Consider the following 20,040-nt stretch of genomic DNA (forward strand, 5'->3'; position numbering starts at 1 on the left):
GCGCGGCAAGGTTCCCCCGCCGCGCCCCTTGAGGTCGGTTTTTTGGCTCAGACCAGAACGCCGTCGACGAGGCGGGTCTTGCCGCCGAGATAGCGGTGCAGCACGGCGGGCAGGGTGACGGAACCATCCGCCTCCTGACCGTTCTCGAGGACCGCGATCAGGCAGCGCCCGACGGCGAGGCCCGAGCCGTTCAGCGTGGCGACGAATTCGGGCTTGCCGCCGGCGGCGGGCTTGTAGCGCCCGTTCATCCGCCGCGCCTGGAACGCACCGCAGGTCGAGACCGAGGAGATCTCGCGATAGGTGTTCTGCCCGGGCAGCCAGACCTCGAGGTCATAGGTTTTCTGCGCGCCAAAGCCCATGTCGCCGGTGCACAGCACGATGCGGCGATAGGGCAGGCCGAGCGCCTCGAGCACGGATTCGGCACGTTTCACCATGCCCTCGTGTTCCGCGATCGCATCCTCGGGGCGGCAGATCGTCACCATCTCGACCTTCTCGAACTGGTGCTGGCGCAGCATGCCGGCGGTGTCCTTGCCGGCCGAGCCCGCTTCCGAGCGGAAGCAGTTCGTATGCGCGCACATCCGGGCGGGCAGTGCCGCCTCGTCCCAGACCTCGCCCGCGATGAAATTGGTCAGCGTCACCTCGGCGGTGGGGATCATCCACCAGCCGTTGGTGGTCTCATAGCTGTCCTCGGCGAATTTCGGCAGCTGTCCGGTGCCGAGCATGGTCTCGGGGCGGACGAGCACCGGGGTGATCGCCTCGGTGAGCCCGTGGGTGTCGACATGCAGGTCGAGCATGAACTGCGCGAGCGCCCGGTGCACCCGGGCGACGCCCGATTTCAGCACCACGAAACGCGCCCCCGAGAGTTTCGCCGCGGTCTCGAAATCCATCGCCTTGCCGACGGCCGGAAGCTGGTAATGTTCCTTCGGCGCGAAGTCATAGGCGCGCGGCGTGCCCCAGCGGCGGACCTCGACGTTGTCGTTTTCGTCGGCGCCCTGCGGCACCTCGTCGAGCGGGCTGTTCGGCACCCACAGCAGCTTGTCGCGCAGGTCGGCGTCAAGCCGGCCGGCCTCGGCCTGCATCGCGGCGACTTGCGCTTTCTTCTCGGCCACCAGCGCGCGCAGGCGTTCGAACTCGGCCTCGTCGCCCTTGGCCTTGGCCGCGCCCACGAGCTTCGAGGCGGCGTTCTGCTCGGCCTGCGCGGTCTCGGCGGCGTGGATCGCGGCCCGGCGGGCCTCGTCGAGCGCAAGGATCTCCGAGGCGAGCGGCGAGAGCCCCCGGCGCGCAAGGGCTGCGTCGAACTGGGCGGGGTTTTCGCGGATGGCGCGGATGTCGTGCATGGGCTCACCTCTGATGGTTGCGCCAAAGCGTTTAGCGCGGAAAGATGCGGCATGAAAGCCCCGCCGGCCGCGGCATTGATCCCGGTCATGGCGCGGGGTCTTGCGGGATGATTGGATAATCGTGTAAGTGGTCACACATTCAAGATACAGAATGTAAATGCCCGGACGCGAGCCGGGGATCTGGGCGCCGTAGGGAAGGGATGCCGACATGAAAACTTACGTCTTGCCGCTGGCGCTTCTGGCACTGGCCGTGCCGCAAGGGCTGCGTGCCGAGCAGAGCTTCAACGTGACCCCGACCGAGGTCGTCGACTGGAAGGCGGTCTATGGCCAGATCGAGGCGAAGGATTCGATCGCGGCGCGGGCGCGGCTTGGCGGCACGCTGACCGAGCTGAGCGTGACCGAGGGCGAGCTCGTGCAGGCGGGCCAGCCGATCGGCAAGGTCGTCGACGAGAAGATCGCCTTCCAGCTGAGCGCGATCGACGCGCAGATCGCGGCGTTGCAGGCGCAGCTCGCGAATGCCCAGACCGAGCTGAAACGCGGTCAGGAGCTGAGCGCGCGCGGCATCACCACGACCCAGGCGCTCGATGCGCTGCGCACCCAGGTCGACGTCTACATGAGCCAGATCGAGGCGCAGCAGGCCAGCCGCAAGGTGACCGAGCAGCAGGCGACCGAGGGCGAGGTGCTGGCGCCGATCTCGGGCCGGGTGCTGTCGGTGCCGGTGGCGATGGGCGCCGTGGTGATGGCGGGCGAGACCGTCGCCACCGTCGGCGGCGGCGGCTTCTTCCTGCGGATCTCGGTGCCCGAGCGCTTCACCGCGACGCTGAAGGAAGGTGACGCGATCCACATCGACGGCGCGACCGGCGCGATCGAGGGCAAGCTCGTCAAGGTCTATCCGCTGATCGAGGGCGGCCGGGTCGATGCCGATGTCGAGGTGCCGAACCTTGATTCGGAATTCGTGCAGGCGCGGGTGCTGGTGCGCCTGCCGCTTGCCCGGCGCGAGGCGATTCTGGTGCCCGCAACCGCGGTCTCGACCCGTTCGGGTCTGGACTTCGTGCGGGTGCGCGCGGGCGAGGGCACCGTCGAACGCGCCGTCGTTCCCGGCGATCATCGCATCGAGAACGGCACCGACATGGTCGAGATCATCACCGGTCTCACCGGCGGCGAAGAGGTGGTGACGGAATGAGCCAGGACCAGATCCCCGACGAGGCGCATCCGCTCGGCATTCCCGAGCATCGCCTCGGCATCGCCGGCCGGCTGACGCGGGCTTTCATCGGCTCGGCGCTGACGCCGCTGATCATCCTTGCGGCGCTCGCCGTCGGTCTGGTCGCGCTGGTCTCGCTGCCGCGCGAGGAAGAGCCGCAGATCTCGGTGCCGATGGTCGACATCCACCTGCAGGCCCCGGGCCTGAAGGCCGAGGATGCGATGAAGCTCGTGACCGAGCCGATGGAGACCATCATCAAGGGCATCAACGAGGTCGAGCACGTCTATTCGCAGACCTCGGACGATTCTGCGCTGGTGATGGCGCGCTTCGTCGTCGGCACCTCCTCGGACGCGGCAATCCTGCGCGTGCACGAGAAGGTCAAGGCGAACATGGACCGCATCCCCACCGGCATCGACGAGCCGATCATCGTCGGCCGTGGCATCGACGACGTGGCGATCGTGGCGCTGACCCTCTCGGGCAAGCCCGGCGAGGAGATCGGCGCGAACGACCTGACCCGCATCGCGCGCGAGCTGCAGACCGAGGTGACGAAGATCGACAATGTCGGTCTGACCTACATCGTCGGCGAGGCGACCGAGGCGATCCGGATCGAGCCCGATCCCGAGAAGCTTGCGATGTATGGCGTCACACTGCAGCAGCTGTCGAACAAGGTCGAGCAGGCAAACCGCGCCTTCAACACCGGCAAGCTGCGCGATCAGGGCGAACAGATCGACCTCGTCGCCGGCAAGACGCTGACCGCGCCGGCCGAGATCGCGGGGCTTCTGCTGACCACCCGCGATAGCCGCCCGGTCTATGTGGCCGACGTGGCGAAGGTCGCTTATGTCGGCGACACCTCGGACCACATCGTGGCCAATGTCACCCGCGAGAACGGCACGCTCGACCGCCGCCCGGCGGTGACGGTGGCGATCGCCAAGCGCGCCGGGGCGAATGCCGTGGTGGTGGGCGAGAAGATCCTCGAACGTGTGCACGAGCTTGAAGGTTCGCTGATCCCGTCGACCGTCGAGGTGCAGGTCACCCGCGACTATGGCGAGACTGCGAACGAGAAGGCGAACGAGCTCTTGTTCCACCTCGGCCTCGCCACGGTGTCGATCATCGCGCTTGTCTTCTTCGCGATCGGCTGGCGGGAAAGCATCGTGGTGGCGATCGTCATTCCGGTGACCATCCTGCTGACGCTGTTCGCGGCGAACATCATGGGCTTCACGCTGAACCGCGTCAGCCTCTTCGCGCTGATCTTCTCGATCGGCATCCTCGTCGACGACGCGATCGTGGTGATCGAGAACATTGCGCGGCACTGGGCGATGAAGACCCCGGGCACCCGCATCGCGAAGGCGATCGAGGCGGTGGCCGAGGTCGGCAACCCGACCATCGTCGCCACGCTGACCGTGGTCGCGGCGCTGCTGCCGATGCTGTTCGTCAGCGGGCTGATGGGCCCCTACATGTCGCCCATTCCCTCGGTCGCCTCGGCGGCGATGATCTTTTCCTTCTTCATCGCGGTGATCGTCACCCCCTGGCTGATGGTGAAGATCGCGGGGCGCGCCGACATGTCCTCGCATGCCGAGGGGCCGGGCCATCACGCCGGCGGCAAGCTCGGCGCGCTCTACGAGCGGGTGGCGCGGCCGGTGCTGCGCACCAAGCGCACCGCCTGGGCCTTCCTGATCGCCGCGATCGTGCTCAGCTTCGGCTCGCTCGGGCTGCTTTACACCAAGCATGTCACGGTGAAACTCCTGCCCTTCGACAACAAATCGGAGCTGAGCGTGGTGATCGACCTGCCCGAGGGCTCCTCGGTCGAGGCGACGGATGCGGTGGCGCAGCAGGTGGCCGAGGTGGTGACGCAGCTGCCCGAGGTGATCTCGGTGCAGACCCACGCCGGCGCCGCGGCGCCGTTCAACTTCAACGGGCTGGTGCGGCACTACTACCTGCGCGAATACCCCTATCAGGGCGACGTGCAGATCAACCTGACGAACAAGGCCGACCGCGACCGCAGCTCGCATGAGATCGCGCTTGATGTGCGCGAGCGGATCGCCAAGCTCGACCTGCCGAAGGGCACCAGCCTGAAGACGGTCGAACCGCCGCCCGGGCCCCCGGTGATGGCGACGCTTCTGGCCGAGGTCTATGGCCCTGATCCCGAGACCCGGCGCGCCGCCGCCGCGAAGATCCGCATGGCCTTCGAAAGCGTGCCCTTCATCGTCGATGTCGACGACAGCTTCGGCACCCAGGCCCGCCGGCTGCGTGCCACGGTGAACTCGGACGATCTCGAGTTCTACTCGGTGCAGGAAAGCGACGTCTTCGACACGCTCGGCCTGCTGAACGGCTCGACCACGGTCGGCTATTCGCACCGCGGCGACGAGCGCTCGCCGCTGCCGATCGTGATGGCGCGGGCGAAGGGCGACCGGGTGATGAACGAGGCGACGCTGTCGACGCCGATCCCGGCGAACGTGTTGCCGGGCGCGCGCGGTGTGGTCGAGCTGGGCGACGTGGTGAAGGTGCAGGAGGAGAAATCCTCCTTCCCGATCTTCCGCCACAACGGCCGCGAGGCGGAGATGGTGACGGCGGATCTTGCCGGCACCTTCGAGGCACCGCTTTACGGCATGATCGCGGTCGACGCGGCGCTCGACAAGATCGACTGGGCGCCGGGCGAGAAGCCGGTGGTGTCGCTGCATGGCCAGCCCGACGACGAGAGCCATGTGACGCTCTTGTGGGACGGCGAGTGGGAAGTGACCTGGGTCACCTTCCGCGACATGGGCGCGGCCTTCGGCGTGGCGCTCCTCGGGATCTACATCCTCGTGGTGGCGCAGTTCGGCTCGTTCCGGCTGCCGCTGGTCATCCTGACGCCGATCCCGCTGACCTTCCTTGGCATCATGCTCGGCCACCTGATCTTCCACGCGCCGTTCTCGGCCACCTCGATGATCGGTTTCATTGCGCTCGCGGGCATCATCGTGCGCAACTCGATCCTGCTGGTGGACTTCATCCGCCACGGCAATCACGAGGGCAAGTCGGACATCGACGTGCTGGTCGAGGCGGGGGCGATCCGGTTCAAGCCGATCCTGCTCACCGCGATCGCGGCGATGATCGGCGCGGTGGTGATCCTCGCCGACCCGATCTTCCAGGGGCTGGCGATCTCACTGCTGTTCGGTCTGCTCAGCTCGACGCTGCTCACCGTGCTGGTGATCCCGGCGATCTACCGGATCTTCAAGACCTGATCCGGGGCGGAGCGAGACCGACAATCGGACACCCGGCGGCGACGCCGGGTGTTCGCGTTCCGGGGCAGGGGTGCGACATTCGGGCACGGCAGATGTGATCGCTCCCCCACGCGGCGCGGCGCTAGTCTGGAGCTGTCACAGGGGTGACGCATGGAGGATGAGATGCACAGCGTCTTGAAAGCGTCGGTCGTGGTTCTGGCCGTCGCAGCCGGTTTCGTGCCAGTGCGGGTGTTTGCCGAGCCCAGTTGCACCGACTGGATGGATCAGGGCGATGGTACTTCCTGGAAGGAATGCGTCGACGATGACGGCGTGCAGCACTGCTACAAGGTGAACAACACGCCCGGCAGCACGGGCTATGAGGTCAGTTGCTCCGACTGAACCACGGCACCAGCGCACGGGCGGGCCGCTCCGGGAAACCGGGGCGGCTTTTTCTGCCGGGGGATCGGGGCAGGCGGGCTCAGATGCCCTTGCAGAACATCTCGTAGACGGTTTCGACGACGCGGATCGCCTTCGGATCACTCAGCGAGTAATAGATCGCCTTGCCCTCGCGGCGGCTGGTCACCAGCCCCTCGAGGCGCAGCCGCGCCAGTTGCTGGCTGACCGCGGCCTGCCGCGATTCCAGCAGGTTCTCGAGCTCGGTCACCGTCTTCTCGCCCGAGGAGAGATGGCACATGATCATCAGCCGACCTTCGTGCGCGAGCGCCTTGAGCAGGTTCGATGCCTCCTGCGCGCGGCTCATCAGCTCTTCTGCGTCGAGCCGTGCACAACGCTCGGCGGGGTCTGCCGCCGTCGCTTCGGTCTGGATGATGTCTTGCCCGTCCGCCGCCATGATGCGCTGCGTTCTCCTTCGCTGCCACGGCCGCTCCGGCTTGGCGAAGGGACCGTCTGGGCAACGGGATTAGCACGGCTGCGCAGGAGAATCGAGTGGTCGGCGCGTTTTGTCGCGGTGCCAAGGCGCACAGCCGGGCTGCGCCAGGGCAGAACTGCCTGCGCAGTGAGCGGATTGCTGCCGGAATAGGGCGGATCAGGCCGATTTCGGCGCGCGCGGGGCCGGGCGCAGGCGGCGCAGCAGCTCGGTCACGCCGGCCGTGACGATGACCAGAAGGGCGATGCTGTCGAAGCTCAGGTAGCTCATTCCATCCTCCGTTTCCGGCCGTGCCGGGGCGCCGGGCCGTTTCCGCGCGGCGCCTCGGTCTCCGGCTATCGGCGGAATGCGGCAAAATCCGGGCAGGCAGGCGACTTTCGCGCGGCTTCGCCGGGAAGCCCCGCGCAGGGGGTTGATTTTCCTGCGCCCGGCCCGATACCCAAGGGGCGAAGCACGCGAAGAGGTCCGACATGCTGCATGCCTTCACTGCCGGAAAACGCGGGCTTGCGCGGATGGGCCAGGAGACGCCGATGGCGCCCGGCTCGCAGATCGCGCATGCGCTCTGGATCGACCTCTATCGCCCGCTCGACAGCCAGATCGCCGCGGTCGAGGGGCTGGGGATCGAGGTGCCGACGCTTGCCGACATGGAGGAGATCGAGATCTCGAACCGCCTCTATCGCGAGAACGGCTCGGATTTCATGACCGTCGTGCTGCCCGGCCAGACCCCGGACGGGCGCCACATCTCGGGCCCGGTCACCTTCATCCTGACCGCCGAGCGGCTGGTGACGGTGCGCCACCACGCGCCGCGCTCGTTCGAGACCTATCCCGAACGCGCCGACCGCTCGACCGCCGGCTGCACCTCGCCCGAGCGGATCTTCCTTGGCCTGATCGAGGAAATCGTGGCGCGCCAGGCCGACCTGCTCGAGGGCATCGGGCGCGGGCTCGATTCGGTCTCGGTGCATGTGCTGGGCGACGCGAGCCCGGACGAGCTGCAGCATGCGCTGGGCGAGGTCGGGCGGCAGGGCGAATTGCTGGGCCGGATCCGGCTCGCGCTGCTGACGCTCGAGCGCGCGCTGTCGTTCTACGACCAGACGCTGGCCACCCATCCGCAGGGCAAGGACCTGCACACGATCATCAAGGGCCAGATCCGCGACATCGGCTCGCTCGCGGTGCATGGCGATTTCCTGTCCTCGCGCGTGTCGCTGTCGGTCGATGCGACGCTCGGCATGATCAACCTCGCGCAGAACACCACGGTGCGGATCGTCTCGGTGGTCGCCGCGCTGTTCATGCCGCCGACGCTGATCGCCTCGATGTACGGGATGAACTTTGCCGCCATGCCCGAGCTCGACAAGCCCTGGGGCTATCCTTTCGCGATCGGGCTGATGATCGCCTCGGCGCTTGGCACCTGGGCGTTCTTCAAGTGGAAGGACTGGCTTTAACGCGGGCAGATCCTGGTCTGCGGGTCGAGCCGGACATACTCGCGCGCCGAGATCTTCGTCATCTTCTGCGACTTGCTCCAGGTGCTGTTCCATTTCTGCAGCACGCCGTTGCGATAGTAGCGCCCCATCAGCCCGGTCACCATCGGCGCCGGGATGTTGGTGCCGATGAAATGCGGCGCGTGGAAGGCGATCACCAGTTTCGGCCCGAGGCAGGCATTGGGCAGCGTCGTCAGCATCGTGCAGGCCGAGGCGCAATAGCCGCGGATCTCGACCCGCCGGCCTGATTTCGCCAGCTGCTCGCGCCGGGCGATATAGCCGGTGACATTGCCGCCGTCGTCGTTGCGGATCACGATCGGCGCCTTGTCCGAAACCCGCACCTCGCCCGGGCCATTGCCGCCGGCCTCGGTCTCGGTGACGCAGCCGGCAAGCACGAGGCCGGCAAGGAGGAGGGGGAGAAGGCGGGTCTTGCGGCGCATCTGGGGGGTCTCCTGTTCGCAGCTCGGCCAGACGATAGGCGCGGCACCGGCGCAGGCAAGCCCCGGCGCGGGCCTGCGGCGGGTTTCCGCCTCAGCGCGTCAGCACCAGCCGGTCGCGGTCGAACTCGACCCTGGCGAAGCGGGTGAGATAGCTCATCCCCATCAGCGAGCCGTCCATCTCGCTGCGGTTCACCACGGCACGGAGGTTGCGGTCGTGGATCGGGCCGAGATCCATCGTCCCGATCCGCACCGGCGCGGTGGCGACGGTGCCGTTCGCGGTATTGGCGCTGCCGATGAAGGCCAGCCCCGCGGTGTCGATGCCCGCCCGTTCCGCGTCGCGCCGGGTCAGCACGATGTCGGTCGCCCCGGTGTCGACGACGAAGCGCACCGGCACGCCATTCACCTCGGCAGTGAGGTAGTAATGCCCGTCCGGGCCGAGCGGCGCCTCGATCCGCCCGTCGGTGAGCACCGCCTGTTGCGGCACGAAGCTCTTGCGGATGTCGCCCCACATGCCGAAGACCGCGACGAGGCCGAGCACGATCAGCGCCCAGACCATGATCTGCTGCAGGCTGCGTGCGGGATGGCGGCGGAAGGCGGTGAAGAAATAGCCGGCCAGTGCCATCAGCAGCAGCACGAGATAGACGAGGTTCGGCGAGATGTCGGTCATGGGGCCTCCTGCCCCGGGGATGTAGGGGGCAGGGGCACCGCTGTCACCCCCTCAGCGGCCGAAGAAGGGGCCAAGCAACCCCGAGCCGCGCAGCCCGTCGAGCATGAACTGCACCGCCAGCGCGGCCAGCAGCATGCCCAGAAGCCGCGTCACCACCATCGTTCCGGTGCGGCCCAGAAGCCGCTCGAGCGGCGTGGCGATCAGGAACATCGCGAAGACGCAGGCGAGCACGGCAAGCATCACCAGATGCACGACGAGCAGATGCACCCCGTCCGCCCCGGGCGCGCCGGCAAGCAGGATCATCGTCGCCATCGCGCCGGGCCCGGCGATCAGCGGTGTCGCCAGCGGGAAGACCGAGGGATCGTCGGTGTGGGGGTCGGCCGATTGCCCCTCGCGCCGCTCGGTGCGCCGCTCGAAGAGCATGTCGAGGGCGGTGAGGAACAAGAGCATGCCGCCGGCGATGCGGAAGGCGGGCATCGAGATCCCGACGCCGGCGAGCAGCTTGTCGCCGAAGAGCCCGAAGAGGGTGAGCAGGATCGTCGCGATGACCAGCGCCCGCAGCCCGACCTTCAGCCGTGCCTGCCCCGTCATCCCGCGGGTGAGCGCGATGAACAGCGGCGCAAGGCCGATCGGGTCGACGACCACGAAGAGGGTGACGAAAGCGGTGATGGTTTCGGCGGAGTTCATGGCCGGACAGTAGCGCGCGGATTTCGGGCGATCCATGGGCACGCACGCAAAAACTTGCGTGATTTGGTGAAATCGGTCTTTGATTGCCCCCACGCAGCCCGTAAATGTTGCGAAAGACAATCACAGGTGCGGCCCTCCCGCACCGGCTGGAGACTGAAATGCTCAACAACATCGGCCTTCCCGGCCTGCTTCTGATCGCCGTCGTCGTGCTCGTGCTTTTCGGCCGGGGCAAGGTCTCGTCGCTGATGGGCGAGGTCGGCAAGGGCATCACCGCCTTCAAGAAGGGCGTGAACGACGGCACCAAGGAGATCGAGGACGCCAAGGTGGACGAGGCGCGCGACGTGACGCCCACGCCCACGGATAAGGACAAGGCCTGAGCCGGCCGGCCGGGGCGGACGCGCCATGTTCGACATCGGTTGGAGTGAACTGCTGCTGATCGGCGTGGTGGCGCTGATCGTGGTGGGTCCCAAGGACCTGCCCGTGATGTTCCACACGCTCGGGCGGCTGACCGCCAAGGCGCGCCAGATGGCGCGCGAGTTCAGCCGCGCGATGGAGGATGCCGCGAAGGAGACCGGCATCAACGACGTCGCGTCGGACCTGAAGGGCATCGCCTCGAAGAAATCGCTCGGTCTCGAGGCGCTCGAACGTGCCACCGAGAAATTCGAGAAATGGGATCCGAAGCTGCCGGGCACGGCGAAAGCCGCGGCTCCCGCCGCGCTGCAGCCCGATCCGGAGCTGGCGGCCGAGCTTGACGCGGCCGAGGCGGAATACGAGCCGGGCGACGCGCCCGAGCCGGGCATGACGACGGCCGACACCGCCGCCGCGGCCCCGGCTGCGCCGGCCGGTGACGCAGAGAAGGGGAAGGCATGAGCACCGCGCCTCAGGACGAGATCGACGACTCCGCCGCGCCCCTGATCGAACATCTGGCCGAGCTGCGCACGCGCATCCTCTATGCGCTTGCGGCCTTTCTGGCGGCGATGGTGGTCTGCTATGCGTTCTGGCAGCCGGTCTTCAACTTCCTGACCCAGCCGATCTGCCACGCCCTGACCGCACGCGGCCAGCAATGCGGGCTCTACCTGATCAAGCTGCAGGAAGGCTTCTTCGTCGCGATCAACATCTCCTTCCTCGGCGGCTTCGCGCTGAGCTTCCCGGTGATCGGCTATCAGCTGTGGCGCTTCGTGGCGCCGGGGCTCTACAAGTCCGAGAAGCGGGCCTTCCTGCCCTTCCTCGTCGCCTCGCCGGTGATGTTCATCGCCGGTGCGGCCTTCGCCTATTACGTCATCCTGCCGATGGCCTTTTCGTTCTTCCTCGGCTTCCAGCAGGGGCCGATGTCGCCCGATGGCGGCGCGGCGAACCAGATGGCGGCGATCGGCTTTCAGGGCTCGGTCGAGGAATATCTCTCGCTGACGATGAAATTCGTGATCGCCTTCGGCATCTGCTTCCAGCTGCCGGTGCTGCTGACGCTGATGGGCAAGGCCGGTCTGGTCTCGGCTGCGGGGCTCTCGAGCGTGCGCAAATACGCGGTGGTGGTGATCCTGATCGTCGCCGCGATCGTCACCCCCCCCGACGTGGTGAGCCAGGCGATCCTGTTTGCGGTGGTCTACGGGCTTTACGAGATCTCGATCCAGCTGGTCGCCCGGATCGAGCGCAGGCGCGAGGCGCAGATGCGCGCCGACGGCACCTGGGAAGAAGACGAGGAAGAAGGCGAATGACCGATCCGATCCTGCGCATTGCCGAGGCGCTTGAACGCCTCGCACCGGCCCCCGCGCCGGCCCCCGATTTCGGCGCCGCCGATGCCTTCGTGTGGCAGACCGCGCCCGACCGGCTGGTGCCGGTGGCCGAGGTCAGCAGGGTCGAGCTGTCGCTTCTGCGCGGCATCGACCGGGCCCGCGACACGCTTTTGGCGAACACGCTGCAATTCGCCCGCGGCGCGGCGGCGAACAATGCGCTGCTGTGGGGCGCGCGCGGCATGGGCAAAAGCTCGCTCGTCAAGGCGGTCCATGCCGAGGCGCTGCGTCAGGGCCTGCCCCTGAAGCTCGTCGAGCTCGCGCGCGAGGATCTGCCCTCGGTCAACCGGCTGATGGCGCATCTGCGCGCCTCGGGGCAGCGCTTCGTGCTCTTTTGCGACGATCTCAGCTTCAGCCACGACGATCAGCATTACAAGTCGCTGAAGGCGGTGCTTGATGGCGGCATCGAGGGGCGGCCGGCGAATGTGATCCTCTACGCCACCTCGAACCGGCGCCACCTGATGCCGCGCGACATGATCGAGAATGAACGCTCGAGCGCGATCAACCCCTCGGAAGCGGTCGAGGAGAAGGTCTCGCTCTCTGACCGCTTCGGGCTGTGGCTCGGCTTCCACACCTGCGATCAGGACGCATTCTTCGCGATGATCGAGGGCTATTGCGCGGCTTACGGCGTCGAGGTCGCGCCCGAGGCGCTGCGCGCCGAGGCGACGGAATGGTATCGCACCCGCGGCTCGCGCTCGGGGCGCGTGGCGTGGCAGTTCTTCACCGATCTTGCCGGCCGGCGCGGTCTCATGCTCTGACAGCCGGCGCCGCGGCCCCGGCCGGGCAGGGGGGCGCTGCCCCCCGTCCTTCGGACTCCCCCCGGGATATTTGAGGCAATTGGAAGCGGGGGACGGGTCGTCTTCCAATCGCTTCCAATGTCCCGGGGGTGAATTTTTCCGTCAGGCAAAAGAGGATGAGACGCAGTGCGTCGAATGCGGCCCCTCCCTTACATCAGCAGCAGCACCAGCACCTGCGGTGCGAGGATGCGCAGGCACATCACCAGCGGATAGACCGCGGCATAGCCGATCGACTGCGCCGCCGCCGTCGGCGCCATGGCATTCGCGAAGGCGAGCGCCGGCGGATCGGTCATCGAGCCGGCCAGAACACCCGCGAGGCTGAGGTAGTTCACCTTCCAGATCATCCGCGCTGCGAAGCCCACGATCAGCAGCGGCACCAGCGTGATGATCGCGCCATAGAGCATCCAGATCAGCCCGTCGCCGTGAATGAGCGTGGCGAGGAAACTGTCGCCGGCCTTCAGCCCCACCGCGGCGAGGAAGAGCACGATGCCGAGCTCGCGCAGCGCGTGGTTCGCGACCGGCGGCATGAAGAACACGAAGGGGCCGAGGAAGCCGATGCGCGAGAGCACGATCGCCACCACGAGCGGCCCGCCCGCAAGGCCGAGTTTCAGCGGCGCCGGCAGCCCGGGCACCAGGATCGGCACCGAGCCCACCAGCACGCCGAGCACGATGCCGATGAACACCGCCGAAAACTGCACGCTCTCGAGGCTCCTTTGCTGGTTGCCGAAGAACGGGCGGGCGGCGGCGATCTCCGCCTTGCCGCCGACGACGGTCAGGATGTCGCCAAATTGCAGCGTCAGCGCGCCGTCTGCCGGCACTTCGGTGCCCGCACGCATCACCCGCGAGATGGTGACGTTCTGCGCCTCGAGCCCGAAGTCGCGGATGTGCCGGCCAAGCGCCTTCTTCTCGGTCACCGCAATCCGCTCCCAGGCGAGGCGCGTGCCCTTCGTCGTGGTCAGCGCGCTTTCGGCGCGCTCGCCGAGGATCAGCTCCATCGCGTGCAGCTTCGGCGCCGGGCCTACGAGGTGCAGCACGTCGCCGAGGTTCAGCACCGTGTCGCGGGTCGGATGCAGCAGCTCGTCGCCCTTGCGCAGCCGCGACACCACCACGCCCGCGTCGTAAAGATCGGGCACCTCGCCAAGCCGCAGCCCGTCGAGATTGGGGTTGCGCACCCGCAGGTTGAGCGAGGGCAGCTCGGCCGCGCCGCGCGCGCGGGTGGCGTCGAAGGCGGCCTCCTCGGCCTCGACGCGGATCTTCAGCACCGCCCGCAGCAGAAGCATCGAGGCGAGGATGCCGAGGATGCCGAAAGGGTAGGCCACGGCATAGCCGAGCCCCGGCTGCGACAGTGTCGCCGGATCGGCGCCGATGTCCTTCAGCACCTGCGTTGCGGCGCCAAGGCCGGGGGTATTCGTCACCGCCCCCGACATCAGCCCGACCAGTGCCGGCACCGGCACCGCGGTCAGCGCATGCAGCCCGAGCGTCACCACAACGCCAAGCACGACGATCGCCGCGGCGATCAGGTTCAGCTGCAGCCCCGATTTCTGCAGTGTCGAGAAGAAGCCGGGCCCGACCTGGATGCCGATGGTGAAGACGAAAAGGATCAGACCGAATTCGCGGATGAACTCGATCATCGCGCCATCGAAAGCGAGCCCCGCGAGCGAGGCGAGATGGCCGACGAAGATCCCGGCAAACAGCACCCCGCCGATGCCGAGCCCGATGCCGCGCCAGCTCAGCCCGCCGAGTAACAGGCCGAGCGCGCCGGCAAGCGACAGCGCCGCGGTGCCGAGGGCGACGCCCGACAGGCCGTGCAGGAAGCCAAGGATCATCTCCATCGCGGGTCTCCGTCGCCGATGCCGCGGGTGCGAAATGGCCCGCCCGCCCACGCTGCACCCGCGGCCGGTGCCGGTCAATGCGCCGGCACATGCGATCACCAAACCCTTGCCCACATGCCGGATTTTGCGGCGCAGGCGCCACGCTTCCCGGGGCTTTCTTCCTGGCCGAAAGACCTCGGGGGTGAATTTTGCCGCATGGCAAAAGAGGGGGCAGCGCCCCCTTGCGCCGCCCGCCCCGAAACGCCCGGCCTCAGCGCCCCATCGCGAAGAATTCCTCGTTCGCGCGGATCGAGGCCATGTTCACCAGCCGGTTCGACAGCCCGAAGAAGGCGGTGATCGCGCCGATGTCCCAGATGTCGGCATCGCTGAAGCCATGGGCGTGCAGCGCGGCATAATCGGCCTCGTCGACCTCCTGCGCCCGCGCACTCACCTTCAGTGCGAAGTCGAGCATCGCGCGCTGGCGGGGTGTGATGTCGGCCTTGCGGTAATTGCTGGCGAGCTGGTCGGCGAGGATGCGGTTCTTCGTCCGGATCCGCACGATCGCGCCATGCGCCACCACGCAATACTGGCATTCGTTCGCCGCACTCGTCGCCACCACGATCATCTCGCGCTCGCCGACGCTCAGCCCGCTGTCGCGCTCCATCAGCGCGTCATGATAGGCGAAGAAGGCGCGGAACTCGTCGGGCCGGTGCGCGAGCGCCAGAAAGATGTTCGGCACGAAGCCCGCCTTTTCGGCCACGGCCTCGATCCGCGCGCGGATGTCTTGCGGCAGCGATGCCAGTGACGGCACCGGAAACCGGCTGATTGGTCTGTCTGTCATTGTGGTCCTCCCTGCGGGCACTGTGCCGCGGGGAGGGGCGCAACGGGAAATGACGTAGCGTCAGCGCTCAGGCGTCAAGCTCGATCAGTAGCGGCACGTGGTCCGAGGGCTTGTCGCGGCCGCGGATCTCCTTGTCGATCGAGACCCCGCGCAGCAGGTCGGCGGCTTGCGGGCTGAGCAGTATGTGGTCGATGCGGATGCCGTTGTTGCGGCTCCATGCGCCCGCCTGGTAATCCCAGAAGGTGTAATGCCCCGGCCCCTCGACCTCGGCGCGGAAGGCGTCGGTGTAGCCGAGGTTCACGATCCGGCGGAAGGCGGCGCGGCTGTCGGGCAGCGCGAGCGCATCCTCGCGCCAGGCCTCGGGCTTCGCCGCGTCCTCGTCCTGCGGGATGACGTTGTAATCGCCCGCAAGGATCACCGGCTCTTCGCTTGTCAAAAGCTCGGCGGCGCGGGCGTGCATCCGCTCCATCCAGGCCAGCTTGTAGTCGAATTTTGGCCCCGGCGCCGGGTTGCCGTTCGGCAGGTAGAGCGCGGCGATCCGCACCGCGCGCTTGCCGACCACCGTCGCCTCGATCCAGCGCGCCTGTTCGTCGGTCTCGTCGCCGGGCAGGCCACGTGTCACATCCTCGAGCGGCAGCTTCGACAGCAGCGCCACGCCGTTGAAGCCCTTCTGCCCGTGCGTTTCGATGAAATAGCCCAGCCCCTCGAAGATCTCGTGCGGGAAGGCCTCGTCGGTCGACTTGATCTCCTGCAGCGCGACGAGGTCGGGCTCGGCCTCGCGCAGCCAGGTGACGAGCGCCTCGGCGCGCGCCTTGATGCCGTTGATGTTGAACGTCGCGATCTTCATGGGCGCCTCCGTTTGCGACGGTTGTAGGGGAGGGGCGAGGTGAGGGGAAGGGAGCTTCTGCGTGAGGCGCCTATCGGCTTAGCAGTTTAGAAAGCGCGGCGGTGATTGAGGGATCAATTCCCCCCTCGTCCTTGACCATTCCGTCAGAAGACGGCCGAAAAAGCGCCGAGTAGATGATAGAACGCTCCTGTTGTGCCTCTTGCGAAGTGTCGCCATTTTCGAGCAGTCCAAGGTAGGCCTCGACAAAGGCTTTGCGTTCGCGCGCGTCCTCGGCCAGATGGCGCTCGGAGAGATAGATTTTCATCCGCAGCCTTGCGAACCACAGAAGAACCGTCAGCGCGGTGAGGGCCGCACCGGAGACCAAGAGCCCTCGGAGCGAGAAACTTGAACACCCCTGACCGGTCGCTGGGTTGCACCACGGCGGGGTCAACAGGGTGGTCATGCTGTCCGGCCAATGAACGATGGCGTAGATCAATCCGCCCGCGCCAACGCCGATCATCCCGAGACTGAGAATAAACCAAAACAAGGACCACCAGGCTGCCGCGCGATGATGCGTATGTTTCTCATCCCACATTGCGACGGGTGCTTTGAGCGCCTGGTCTTGCCGGAAGGCCAGCACCACGGCGTCCATTTTCTCCTTATGCGTTTCGAGAAGGTTCTCTAGTTCGGCCCGGAAGTTCGCGAGGCTCTGCGCGGTGCTATCAGTTTCGCCATTGAGCTTGATTTGCAGAGCGTCCGTGAGCTCGGCAATTCGGGTTGTGCTACGCTCCAACTCGCGTGTCAGTTTCTCGATCGTTTGCTTCTGAATATCGCTGAGAATCTCTAGATCGGCTGCGCGAGCTTCCGCGGCTCTTGCAATCGCGTTGGCCACCTCATTTCTGCCCCGGCGAAGCGCGGAAACTTTCGGGTCGCTCGGATAGCGCTTCTCGATCTCGGCGATCAGCCCCGCCACATGCTCTGCACCCTGTTGCCAGTCTTCCTCGGGGATGAGGGCGATGTCGGTCAAAAGCCTGTCGTGGCTTTCCCAATCGCCGGTGAGCGGGCGGCCTTCGAGGGCGGCCTCATACCAGCGGATCCAGAAGTCATGGCCGGGGTGGGCGGCAAGCCAGTCGCGCGCCTTGTCCCAAGCGCGCTGCAGGGCCTCGGGGGCGTCTGGCCACAGCGCAGACTGTTCGGGGTTGGCGCTGGTTTCCAACTTTGCGGTGTCGCTCTGAATTTGGGTCCAAGCGGCGGCGCGGGCGGCGGAGTGGGCGGCGGTGGCGGTGGCGGCGGCGGCGGTGGCGGCGGAGTGGGCGGCGGTGGCGGTGGCGGCGGTGGCGGTGGCGGCGGAGTGGGCGGCGGTGGCGGTGGCGGTGGCGGCGGTGGCGGCGGCGGCGGAGTGGGCGGCGGTGGCGGTGGCGGCGGCGGCGGTGGCGGCGGAGTGGGCGGCGGCGGCGGAGTGGGCGGCGGAGTGGGCGGCGGTGGCGGTGGCGGTGGCGGCGGTGGCGGCGGCGGCGGAGTGGGCGGCTTTTTTGACTTCGGGGGCCGGATTCCCCGCGTAGGCCCCCGAAGTCAAATTTACCCGCAAAATCGGCAGGACCGTCAAATCATGTTTTTGTGCCCAGCCCTCGTTTAGTGCCTGAACAAAAAGCGACAGCACCCGCATCGCGGCCCGATGGGCGATCACCACCGCATCATGCTGTCGTGTCGCCTCGGAGCGCGCGTCAAGCCACGCCTTCAGCGTTTCCTCGTCCCTGATCTCGCTCGCCTGCACCATTCACCCGCACCCTGCCGCTTGCGTCAACTTTGCAGCAGGCGGGTCAGCCGCGCAAGGCGCGCCTCACATCGAGAAGGAAATCCCGCAGCCGCAACTCGAGGTCGCGTTCGGGTTCACCACCACGAACCTCGCGCCGATCAGCTCGTCGGTGAAGTCGATCGTGGCGTTTTCCAGAAACGGCAGGCTGACCTGGTCGATCAGCACGCGCTGACCCGCGCCCTCGAGCACGAGGTCGTCGGTGGTCGCGGCCTCCTCGAGCGTGATGTCGTATTGGAACCCCGAGCAGCCGCCGCCCTCGACGGCGATGCGCAGCGCGCGCGGCGCGTCGGTCGCGCCGTTGATCTCGGCGAGGCGCGCGAAGGCGCGCGGGGTGACTTTCGGCGGCACGAGCATGGCTGAACCCTCCGGGGGCCTGTATTTCCGTAACTTTCCGGATATAGGGTGGGAAGGACGAACCGGCAAGACGAGGCGAGAACCGTGCTGCAACCCTATGCCTGCCATCCCGAGGCCAGCCGCGGGCGGCTGTTTCCGGAGAGCATCTCGACCTTTCGCTCGCCGTTTCAGCGCGATCGTGACCGGATCATCCATTCCTCGGCCTTCCGCCGGCTCAAGCACAAGACCCAGGTCTTCGTCGAGCATGAGGGCGATTATTACCGCACCCGGATGACCCACACGATCGAGGTGGCGCAGGTGGCGCGCACGATCGCCGGCGCGCTTGGCCTGAACACCGATCTCGCCGAGGCGGTGGCCCTTGCCCATGACCTCGGCCATCCGCCGTTCGGCCACACCGGCGAGGATGCGCTGGCGGTGCTGATGAAGGATTACGGCGGCTTCGACCACAACGCGCAGGCGCTGCGGATCGTGACCAAGCTCGAGCGGCACTATGCCACCTTCGACGGGCTCAACCTGACCTGGGAGACGCTCGAGGGCATCGCCAAGCACAACGGGCCGGTGATCTCGGACAAGGGCGGCGCGCACCAGGTGCCCGACCGCGCGAGCCTGCCCTATGCGCTGGCCGAGATCGACGCGCAATGGGATCTCGAGCTCGAGACCAATGCCTCGGCCGAGGCGCAGGTGGCGGCGGTGGCCGACGATTGTGCCTATAACCACCACGACCTGCACGACGGGCTGCGCGCCGGGCTGTTCACCGAGGACGACCTGTGCGAGCTGCCGATGGTGGGCGAGTGCTTTGCCGAGGTCGACCGGCTCTATCCCGGGCTCGAGGCGACGCGGCGCCGGCACGAGGCGCTGCGGCGGGTCTTCGGGGTGATGGTCGAGGACGTGATCGCGGTGGCGCAGAACCGGCTCGCCAGCCTGCAGCCGCGCAGCGTCGACGACATCCGCGCCATGGACGGGCCGATCATCCGCTTCTCGAAGCCGCTTTACCAGAACCTGAAGGTGGTGAAGATGTTCCTGTTTCAGCGCATGTATCGCGCGCCGCGCGTGGTGGCGGAGCGGCAGCGCGTGACGGCGATGGTGAACGGGCTGTTCCCGCTCTTCCTCGAGCGGCCCGAGCTTCTGCCCGAGGACTGGCAGGGCGACGTGGCGGCGGCGCAGGCGAAAGGGAACGACGGGCGCACCGAGCTTGCGCGCGTCGTTCTCGATTACGTCGCGGGCATGACCGACCGTTTCGCGATCCAGGAATATCACCGGCTGATCGACCCCGACCTCTGAGCGGGGATCTGGCGGGCGGGCAGGGAAGGGGGCGCTGCCCCCTCTTCGGCAGCGCCGAATTCACCCCCGAGGTATTTCGGGCAAGGAGAAAGCCCGAAGGGGGCTGCAATCACGGGGCGTTGCGGCGTGAAGAAAGCCGGCGCGGAACTTTGCGGCGCGGCGTATGTTGATCTTCTGTGGCGCCGCTTCGGCGCATCATGGGAGAGGACAGATGATCCTGAAGACGGGTTCCGCACATTGGGAAGGTTCGATCCGCGAAGGCAGCGGCAGCATCTCGACGCAGTCGGGGGCGCTGGCGGCGCAGCCTTATGGCTTTGCCGCCCGGTTCGAGGGGCGGCCGGGCACCAACCCCGAGGAGCTGATCGCCGCGGCCCATGCCGCCTGTTTCTCGATGGCGCTTTCGGGCGGGCTTGCCGCCGCCGGGGTGGGCGATGTGGTGATCGACACCGTCGCCACGGTGAAGATGGAAAAGCAGGAGGCTGGATTTGCGATCACCGCCTCGATGCTGAAGGTGCGGGTGTCGGGCGAGGGGGCGCCCGAGGTGATCCGCGCGGCGGCCGAGGCCGCGAAGGCGGGCTGCCCGGTCTCGAAGGTGCTTGCCTGCGAGGTGGGCATGGAGCTTGAGATCGTCGAATGA

Annotated in this window: 20 protein-coding genes; 10 read left to right on the forward strand and 10 right to left on the reverse strand. The window is 67.3% G+C overall.

Translation table 11 applies throughout. The features are described 5' to 3' along the window. Positions 1 to 47 precede the first annotated feature (47 nt). Positions 48 to 1,337: a serine--tRNA ligase gene (gene serS, locus EOW66_RS04360; RefSeq protein ID WP_128155125.1), complete on the reverse strand. Its 1,290-nt coding sequence runs from the start codon at positions 1,335 to 1,337 to the stop codon at positions 48 to 50. 208 nt (positions 1,338 to 1,545) lie between these two features. Between serS and EOW66_RS04365 the strand changes: the two genes are divergently transcribed. The 3 genes from EOW66_RS04365 (at position 1,546) to EOW66_RS04375 (ending at position 6,134) form a co-directional block, all read left to right on the forward strand. Continuing rightward, positions 1,546 to 2,520 (forward strand): efflux RND transporter periplasmic adaptor subunit, encoded by a 975-nt coding sequence (locus tag EOW66_RS04365; RefSeq protein ID WP_128155127.1) that lies wholly within the window; start codon positions 1,546 to 1,548, stop codon positions 2,518 to 2,520. Beyond that, complete coding sequence (locus EOW66_RS04370; RefSeq protein WP_128155128.1) at positions 2,517 to 5,756, forward strand: efflux RND transporter permease subunit; 3,240 nt, start codon at positions 2,517 to 2,519, stop codon at positions 5,754 to 5,756. Before EOW66_RS04365 ends, EOW66_RS04370 begins: the two co-directional genes overlap by 4 nt. Positions 5,757 to 5,906: 150 nt before the next feature. Continuing rightward, positions 5,907 to 6,134: a hypothetical protein gene (locus EOW66_RS04375; protein WP_164881024.1), complete on the forward strand. Its 228-nt coding sequence runs from the start codon at positions 5,907 to 5,909 to the stop codon at positions 6,132 to 6,134. Between the two features lie 79 nt (positions 6,135 to 6,213). On the opposite strand, the gene EOW66_RS04380 is transcribed toward EOW66_RS04375, so the two are convergent. Further along, a complete protein-coding gene (locus EOW66_RS04380; RefSeq protein ID WP_128155132.1) occupies positions 6,214 to 6,585 on the reverse strand; it encodes an ArsR/SmtB family transcription factor in 372 nt (123 codons plus the stop codon). Positions 6,586 to 7,091: 506 nt separating this feature from the next. Between EOW66_RS04380 and EOW66_RS04385 the strand changes: the two genes are divergently transcribed. Beyond that, positions 7,092 to 8,060, forward strand: coding sequence for a magnesium transporter CorA family protein (locus tag EOW66_RS04385; RefSeq protein ID WP_113899445.1), 969 nt, complete (start codon positions 7,092 to 7,094; stop codon positions 8,058 to 8,060). Here EOW66_RS04385 and EOW66_RS04390 read toward each other — a convergent pair. From EOW66_RS04390 to EOW66_RS04400, 3 genes are all read right to left on the reverse strand, one after another. Further along, a complete protein-coding gene (locus EOW66_RS04390; RefSeq protein WP_128155133.1) occupies positions 8,057 to 8,536 on the reverse strand; it encodes a hypothetical protein in 480 nt (159 codons plus the stop codon). The genes EOW66_RS04385 and EOW66_RS04390 overlap by 4 nt on opposite strands. 91 nt (positions 8,537 to 8,627) lie before the next feature. Further along, positions 8,628 to 9,203, reverse strand: a complete 576-nt coding sequence (locus tag EOW66_RS04395) for a retropepsin-like aspartic protease family protein (protein ID WP_128155135.1) — start codon at positions 9,201 to 9,203, stop codon at positions 8,628 to 8,630. A 51-nt stretch (positions 9,204 to 9,254) separates the two neighbouring features. Then, on the reverse strand, positions 9,255 to 9,890 hold the full coding sequence (locus EOW66_RS04400) for a MarC family protein (protein WP_128155136.1): 636 nt from the start codon (positions 9,888 to 9,890) through the stop codon (positions 9,255 to 9,257). 158 nt (positions 9,891 to 10,048) lie between these two features. Here EOW66_RS04400 and EOW66_RS04405 point away from each other — a divergent pair, with 158 nt between their 5' ends. Genes EOW66_RS04405 through EOW66_RS04420 form a run of 4 tightly spaced genes read left to right on the forward strand, consistent with a single transcriptional unit; the run spans position 10,049 to position 12,435 of the window. After that, on the forward strand, positions 10,049 to 10,267 hold the full coding sequence (locus tag EOW66_RS04405) for a twin-arginine translocase TatA/TatE family subunit (protein WP_128155138.1): 219 nt from the start codon (positions 10,049 to 10,051) through the stop codon (positions 10,265 to 10,267). A gap of 25 nt (positions 10,268 to 10,292) precedes the next feature. Further along, positions 10,293 to 10,760 carry a Sec-independent protein translocase protein TatB gene (gene tatB, locus EOW66_RS04410; RefSeq protein ID WP_128155140.1) on the forward strand — a complete coding sequence of 156 codons (468 nt, stop codon included), beginning with the start codon at positions 10,293 to 10,295 and terminating at the stop codon, positions 10,758 to 10,760. Then, the gene (tatC, locus tag EOW66_RS04415) at positions 10,757 to 11,602 is read left to right on the forward strand and encodes a twin-arginine translocase subunit TatC (RefSeq protein WP_128155141.1); all 846 of its coding nucleotides are present in this window, start codon (positions 10,757 to 10,759) and stop codon (positions 11,600 to 11,602) included. Before tatB ends, tatC begins: the two co-directional genes overlap by 4 nt. Further along, on the forward strand, positions 11,599 to 12,435 hold the full coding sequence (locus tag EOW66_RS04420) for an ATP-binding protein (RefSeq protein WP_128155143.1): 837 nt from the start codon (positions 11,599 to 11,601) through the stop codon (positions 12,433 to 12,435). Before tatC ends, EOW66_RS04420 begins: the two co-directional genes overlap by 4 nt. Positions 12,436 to 12,623: 188 nt before the next feature. Here the strand turns inward: EOW66_RS04420 and EOW66_RS04425 are convergent, their stop codons facing one another. The 5 genes from EOW66_RS04425 to EOW66_RS04450 form a co-directional block, all read right to left on the reverse strand. Continuing rightward, positions 12,624 to 14,306, reverse strand: a complete 1,683-nt coding sequence (locus tag EOW66_RS04425) for a putative transporter (RefSeq protein ID WP_239017489.1) — start codon at positions 14,304 to 14,306, stop codon at positions 12,624 to 12,626. Positions 14,307 to 14,556: 250 nt separating this feature from the next. Further along, positions 14,557 to 15,126: a peroxidase-related enzyme gene (locus tag EOW66_RS04430; RefSeq protein ID WP_128155144.1), complete on the reverse strand. Its 570-nt coding sequence runs from the start codon at positions 15,124 to 15,126 to the stop codon at positions 14,557 to 14,559. 67 nt (positions 15,127 to 15,193) lie between these two features. Further along, positions 15,194 to 15,973: an exodeoxyribonuclease III gene (gene xth / locus EOW66_RS04435; RefSeq protein WP_128155145.1), complete on the reverse strand. Its 780-nt coding sequence runs from the start codon at positions 15,971 to 15,973 to the stop codon at positions 15,194 to 15,196. Positions 15,974 to 16,043: 70 nt separating this feature from the next. Then, positions 16,044 to 17,729 carry a DUF6161 domain-containing protein gene (locus EOW66_RS20800; RefSeq protein WP_275402036.1) on the reverse strand — a complete coding sequence of 562 codons (1,686 nt, stop codon included), beginning with the start codon at positions 17,727 to 17,729 and terminating at the stop codon, positions 16,044 to 16,046. Positions 17,730 to 17,792: 63 nt separating this feature from the next. Continuing rightward, on the reverse strand, positions 17,793 to 18,122 hold the full coding sequence (locus tag EOW66_RS04450; RefSeq protein WP_128155147.1) for a HesB/IscA family protein: 330 nt from the start codon (positions 18,120 to 18,122) through the stop codon (positions 17,793 to 17,795). Between the two features lie 84 nt (positions 18,123 to 18,206). On the opposite strand from EOW66_RS04450, the gene EOW66_RS04455 reads away from it, so the two are divergent. Together EOW66_RS04455 and EOW66_RS04460 are read left to right on the forward strand one after the other, a co-directional pair. Further along, complete coding sequence (locus EOW66_RS04455) at positions 18,207 to 19,403, forward strand: deoxyguanosinetriphosphate triphosphohydrolase (protein ID WP_128155149.1); 1,197 nt, start codon at positions 18,207 to 18,209, stop codon at positions 19,401 to 19,403. A 211-nt stretch (positions 19,404 to 19,614) separates the two neighbouring features. Continuing rightward, a complete protein-coding gene (locus EOW66_RS04460) occupies positions 19,615 to 20,040 on the forward strand; it encodes an OsmC family peroxiredoxin (RefSeq protein ID WP_128155150.1) in 426 nt (141 codons plus the stop codon).

This window comes from Paenirhodobacter huangdaonensis, assembly GCF_004022465.1.
GTDB classification, from domain to species: Bacteria; Pseudomonadota; Alphaproteobacteria; order Rhodobacterales; family Rhodobacteraceae; genus Rhodobacter; species Rhodobacter huangdaonensis.

What these genes read in the sequence shown, in the direction of transcription:
- serS (WP_128155125.1), bottom strand. Translation starts at nt 1,337, where the DNA reads ATGCACGACATCCGCGCCATCCGCGAAAACCCCGCCCAGTTCGACGCA.
- EOW66_RS04365 (WP_128155127.1), top strand. Translation starts at nt 1,546, where the DNA reads ATGAAAACTTACGTCTTGCCGCTGGCGCTTCTGGCACTGGCCGTGCCG.
- EOW66_RS04370 (WP_128155128.1), top strand. Translation starts at nt 2,517, where the DNA reads ATGAGCCAGGACCAGATCCCCGACGAGGCGCATCCGCTCGGCATTCCC.
- EOW66_RS04375 (WP_164881024.1), top strand. Translation starts at nt 5,907, where the DNA reads ATGGAGGATGAGATGCACAGCGTCTTGAAAGCGTCGGTCGTGGTTCTG.
- EOW66_RS04380 (WP_128155132.1), bottom strand. Translation starts at nt 6,585, where the DNA reads ATGGCGGCGGACGGGCAAGACATCATCCAGACCGAAGCGACGGCGGCA.
- EOW66_RS04385 (WP_113899445.1), top strand. Translation starts at nt 7,092, where the DNA reads ATGCTGCATGCCTTCACTGCCGGAAAACGCGGGCTTGCGCGGATGGGC.
- EOW66_RS04390 (WP_128155133.1), bottom strand. Translation starts at nt 8,536, where the DNA reads ATGCGCCGCAAGACCCGCCTTCTCCCCCTCCTCCTTGCCGGCCTCGTG.
- EOW66_RS04395 (WP_128155135.1), bottom strand. Translation starts at nt 9,203, where the DNA reads ATGACCGACATCTCGCCGAACCTCGTCTATCTCGTGCTGCTGCTGATG.
- EOW66_RS04400 (WP_128155136.1), bottom strand. Translation starts at nt 9,890, where the DNA reads ATGAACTCCGCCGAAACCATCACCGCTTTCGTCACCCTCTTCGTGGTC.
- EOW66_RS04405 (WP_128155138.1), top strand. Translation starts at nt 10,049, where the DNA reads ATGCTCAACAACATCGGCCTTCCCGGCCTGCTTCTGATCGCCGTCGTC.
- tatB (WP_128155140.1), top strand. Translation starts at nt 10,293, where the DNA reads ATGTTCGACATCGGTTGGAGTGAACTGCTGCTGATCGGCGTGGTGGCG.
- tatC (WP_128155141.1), top strand. Translation starts at nt 10,757, where the DNA reads ATGAGCACCGCGCCTCAGGACGAGATCGACGACTCCGCCGCGCCCCTG.
- EOW66_RS04420 (WP_128155143.1), top strand. Translation starts at nt 11,599, where the DNA reads ATGACCGATCCGATCCTGCGCATTGCCGAGGCGCTTGAACGCCTCGCA.
- EOW66_RS04425 (WP_239017489.1), bottom strand. Translation starts at nt 14,306, where the DNA reads ATGGAGATGATCCTTGGCTTCCTGCACGGCCTGTCGGGCGTCGCCCTC.
- EOW66_RS04430 (WP_128155144.1), bottom strand. Translation starts at nt 15,126, where the DNA reads ATGACAGACAGACCAATCAGCCGGTTTCCGGTGCCGTCACTGGCATCG.
- xth (WP_128155145.1), bottom strand. Translation starts at nt 15,973, where the DNA reads ATGAAGATCGCGACGTTCAACATCAACGGCATCAAGGCGCGCGCCGAG.
- EOW66_RS20800 (WP_275402036.1), bottom strand. Translation starts at nt 17,729, where the DNA reads ATGGTGCAGGCGAGCGAGATCAGGGACGAGGAAACGCTGAAGGCGTGG.
- EOW66_RS04450 (WP_128155147.1), bottom strand. Translation starts at nt 18,122, where the DNA reads ATGCTCGTGCCGCCGAAAGTCACCCCGCGCGCCTTCGCGCGCCTCGCC.
- EOW66_RS04460 (WP_128155150.1), top strand. Translation starts at nt 19,615, where the DNA reads ATGATCCTGAAGACGGGTTCCGCACATTGGGAAGGTTCGATCCGCGAA.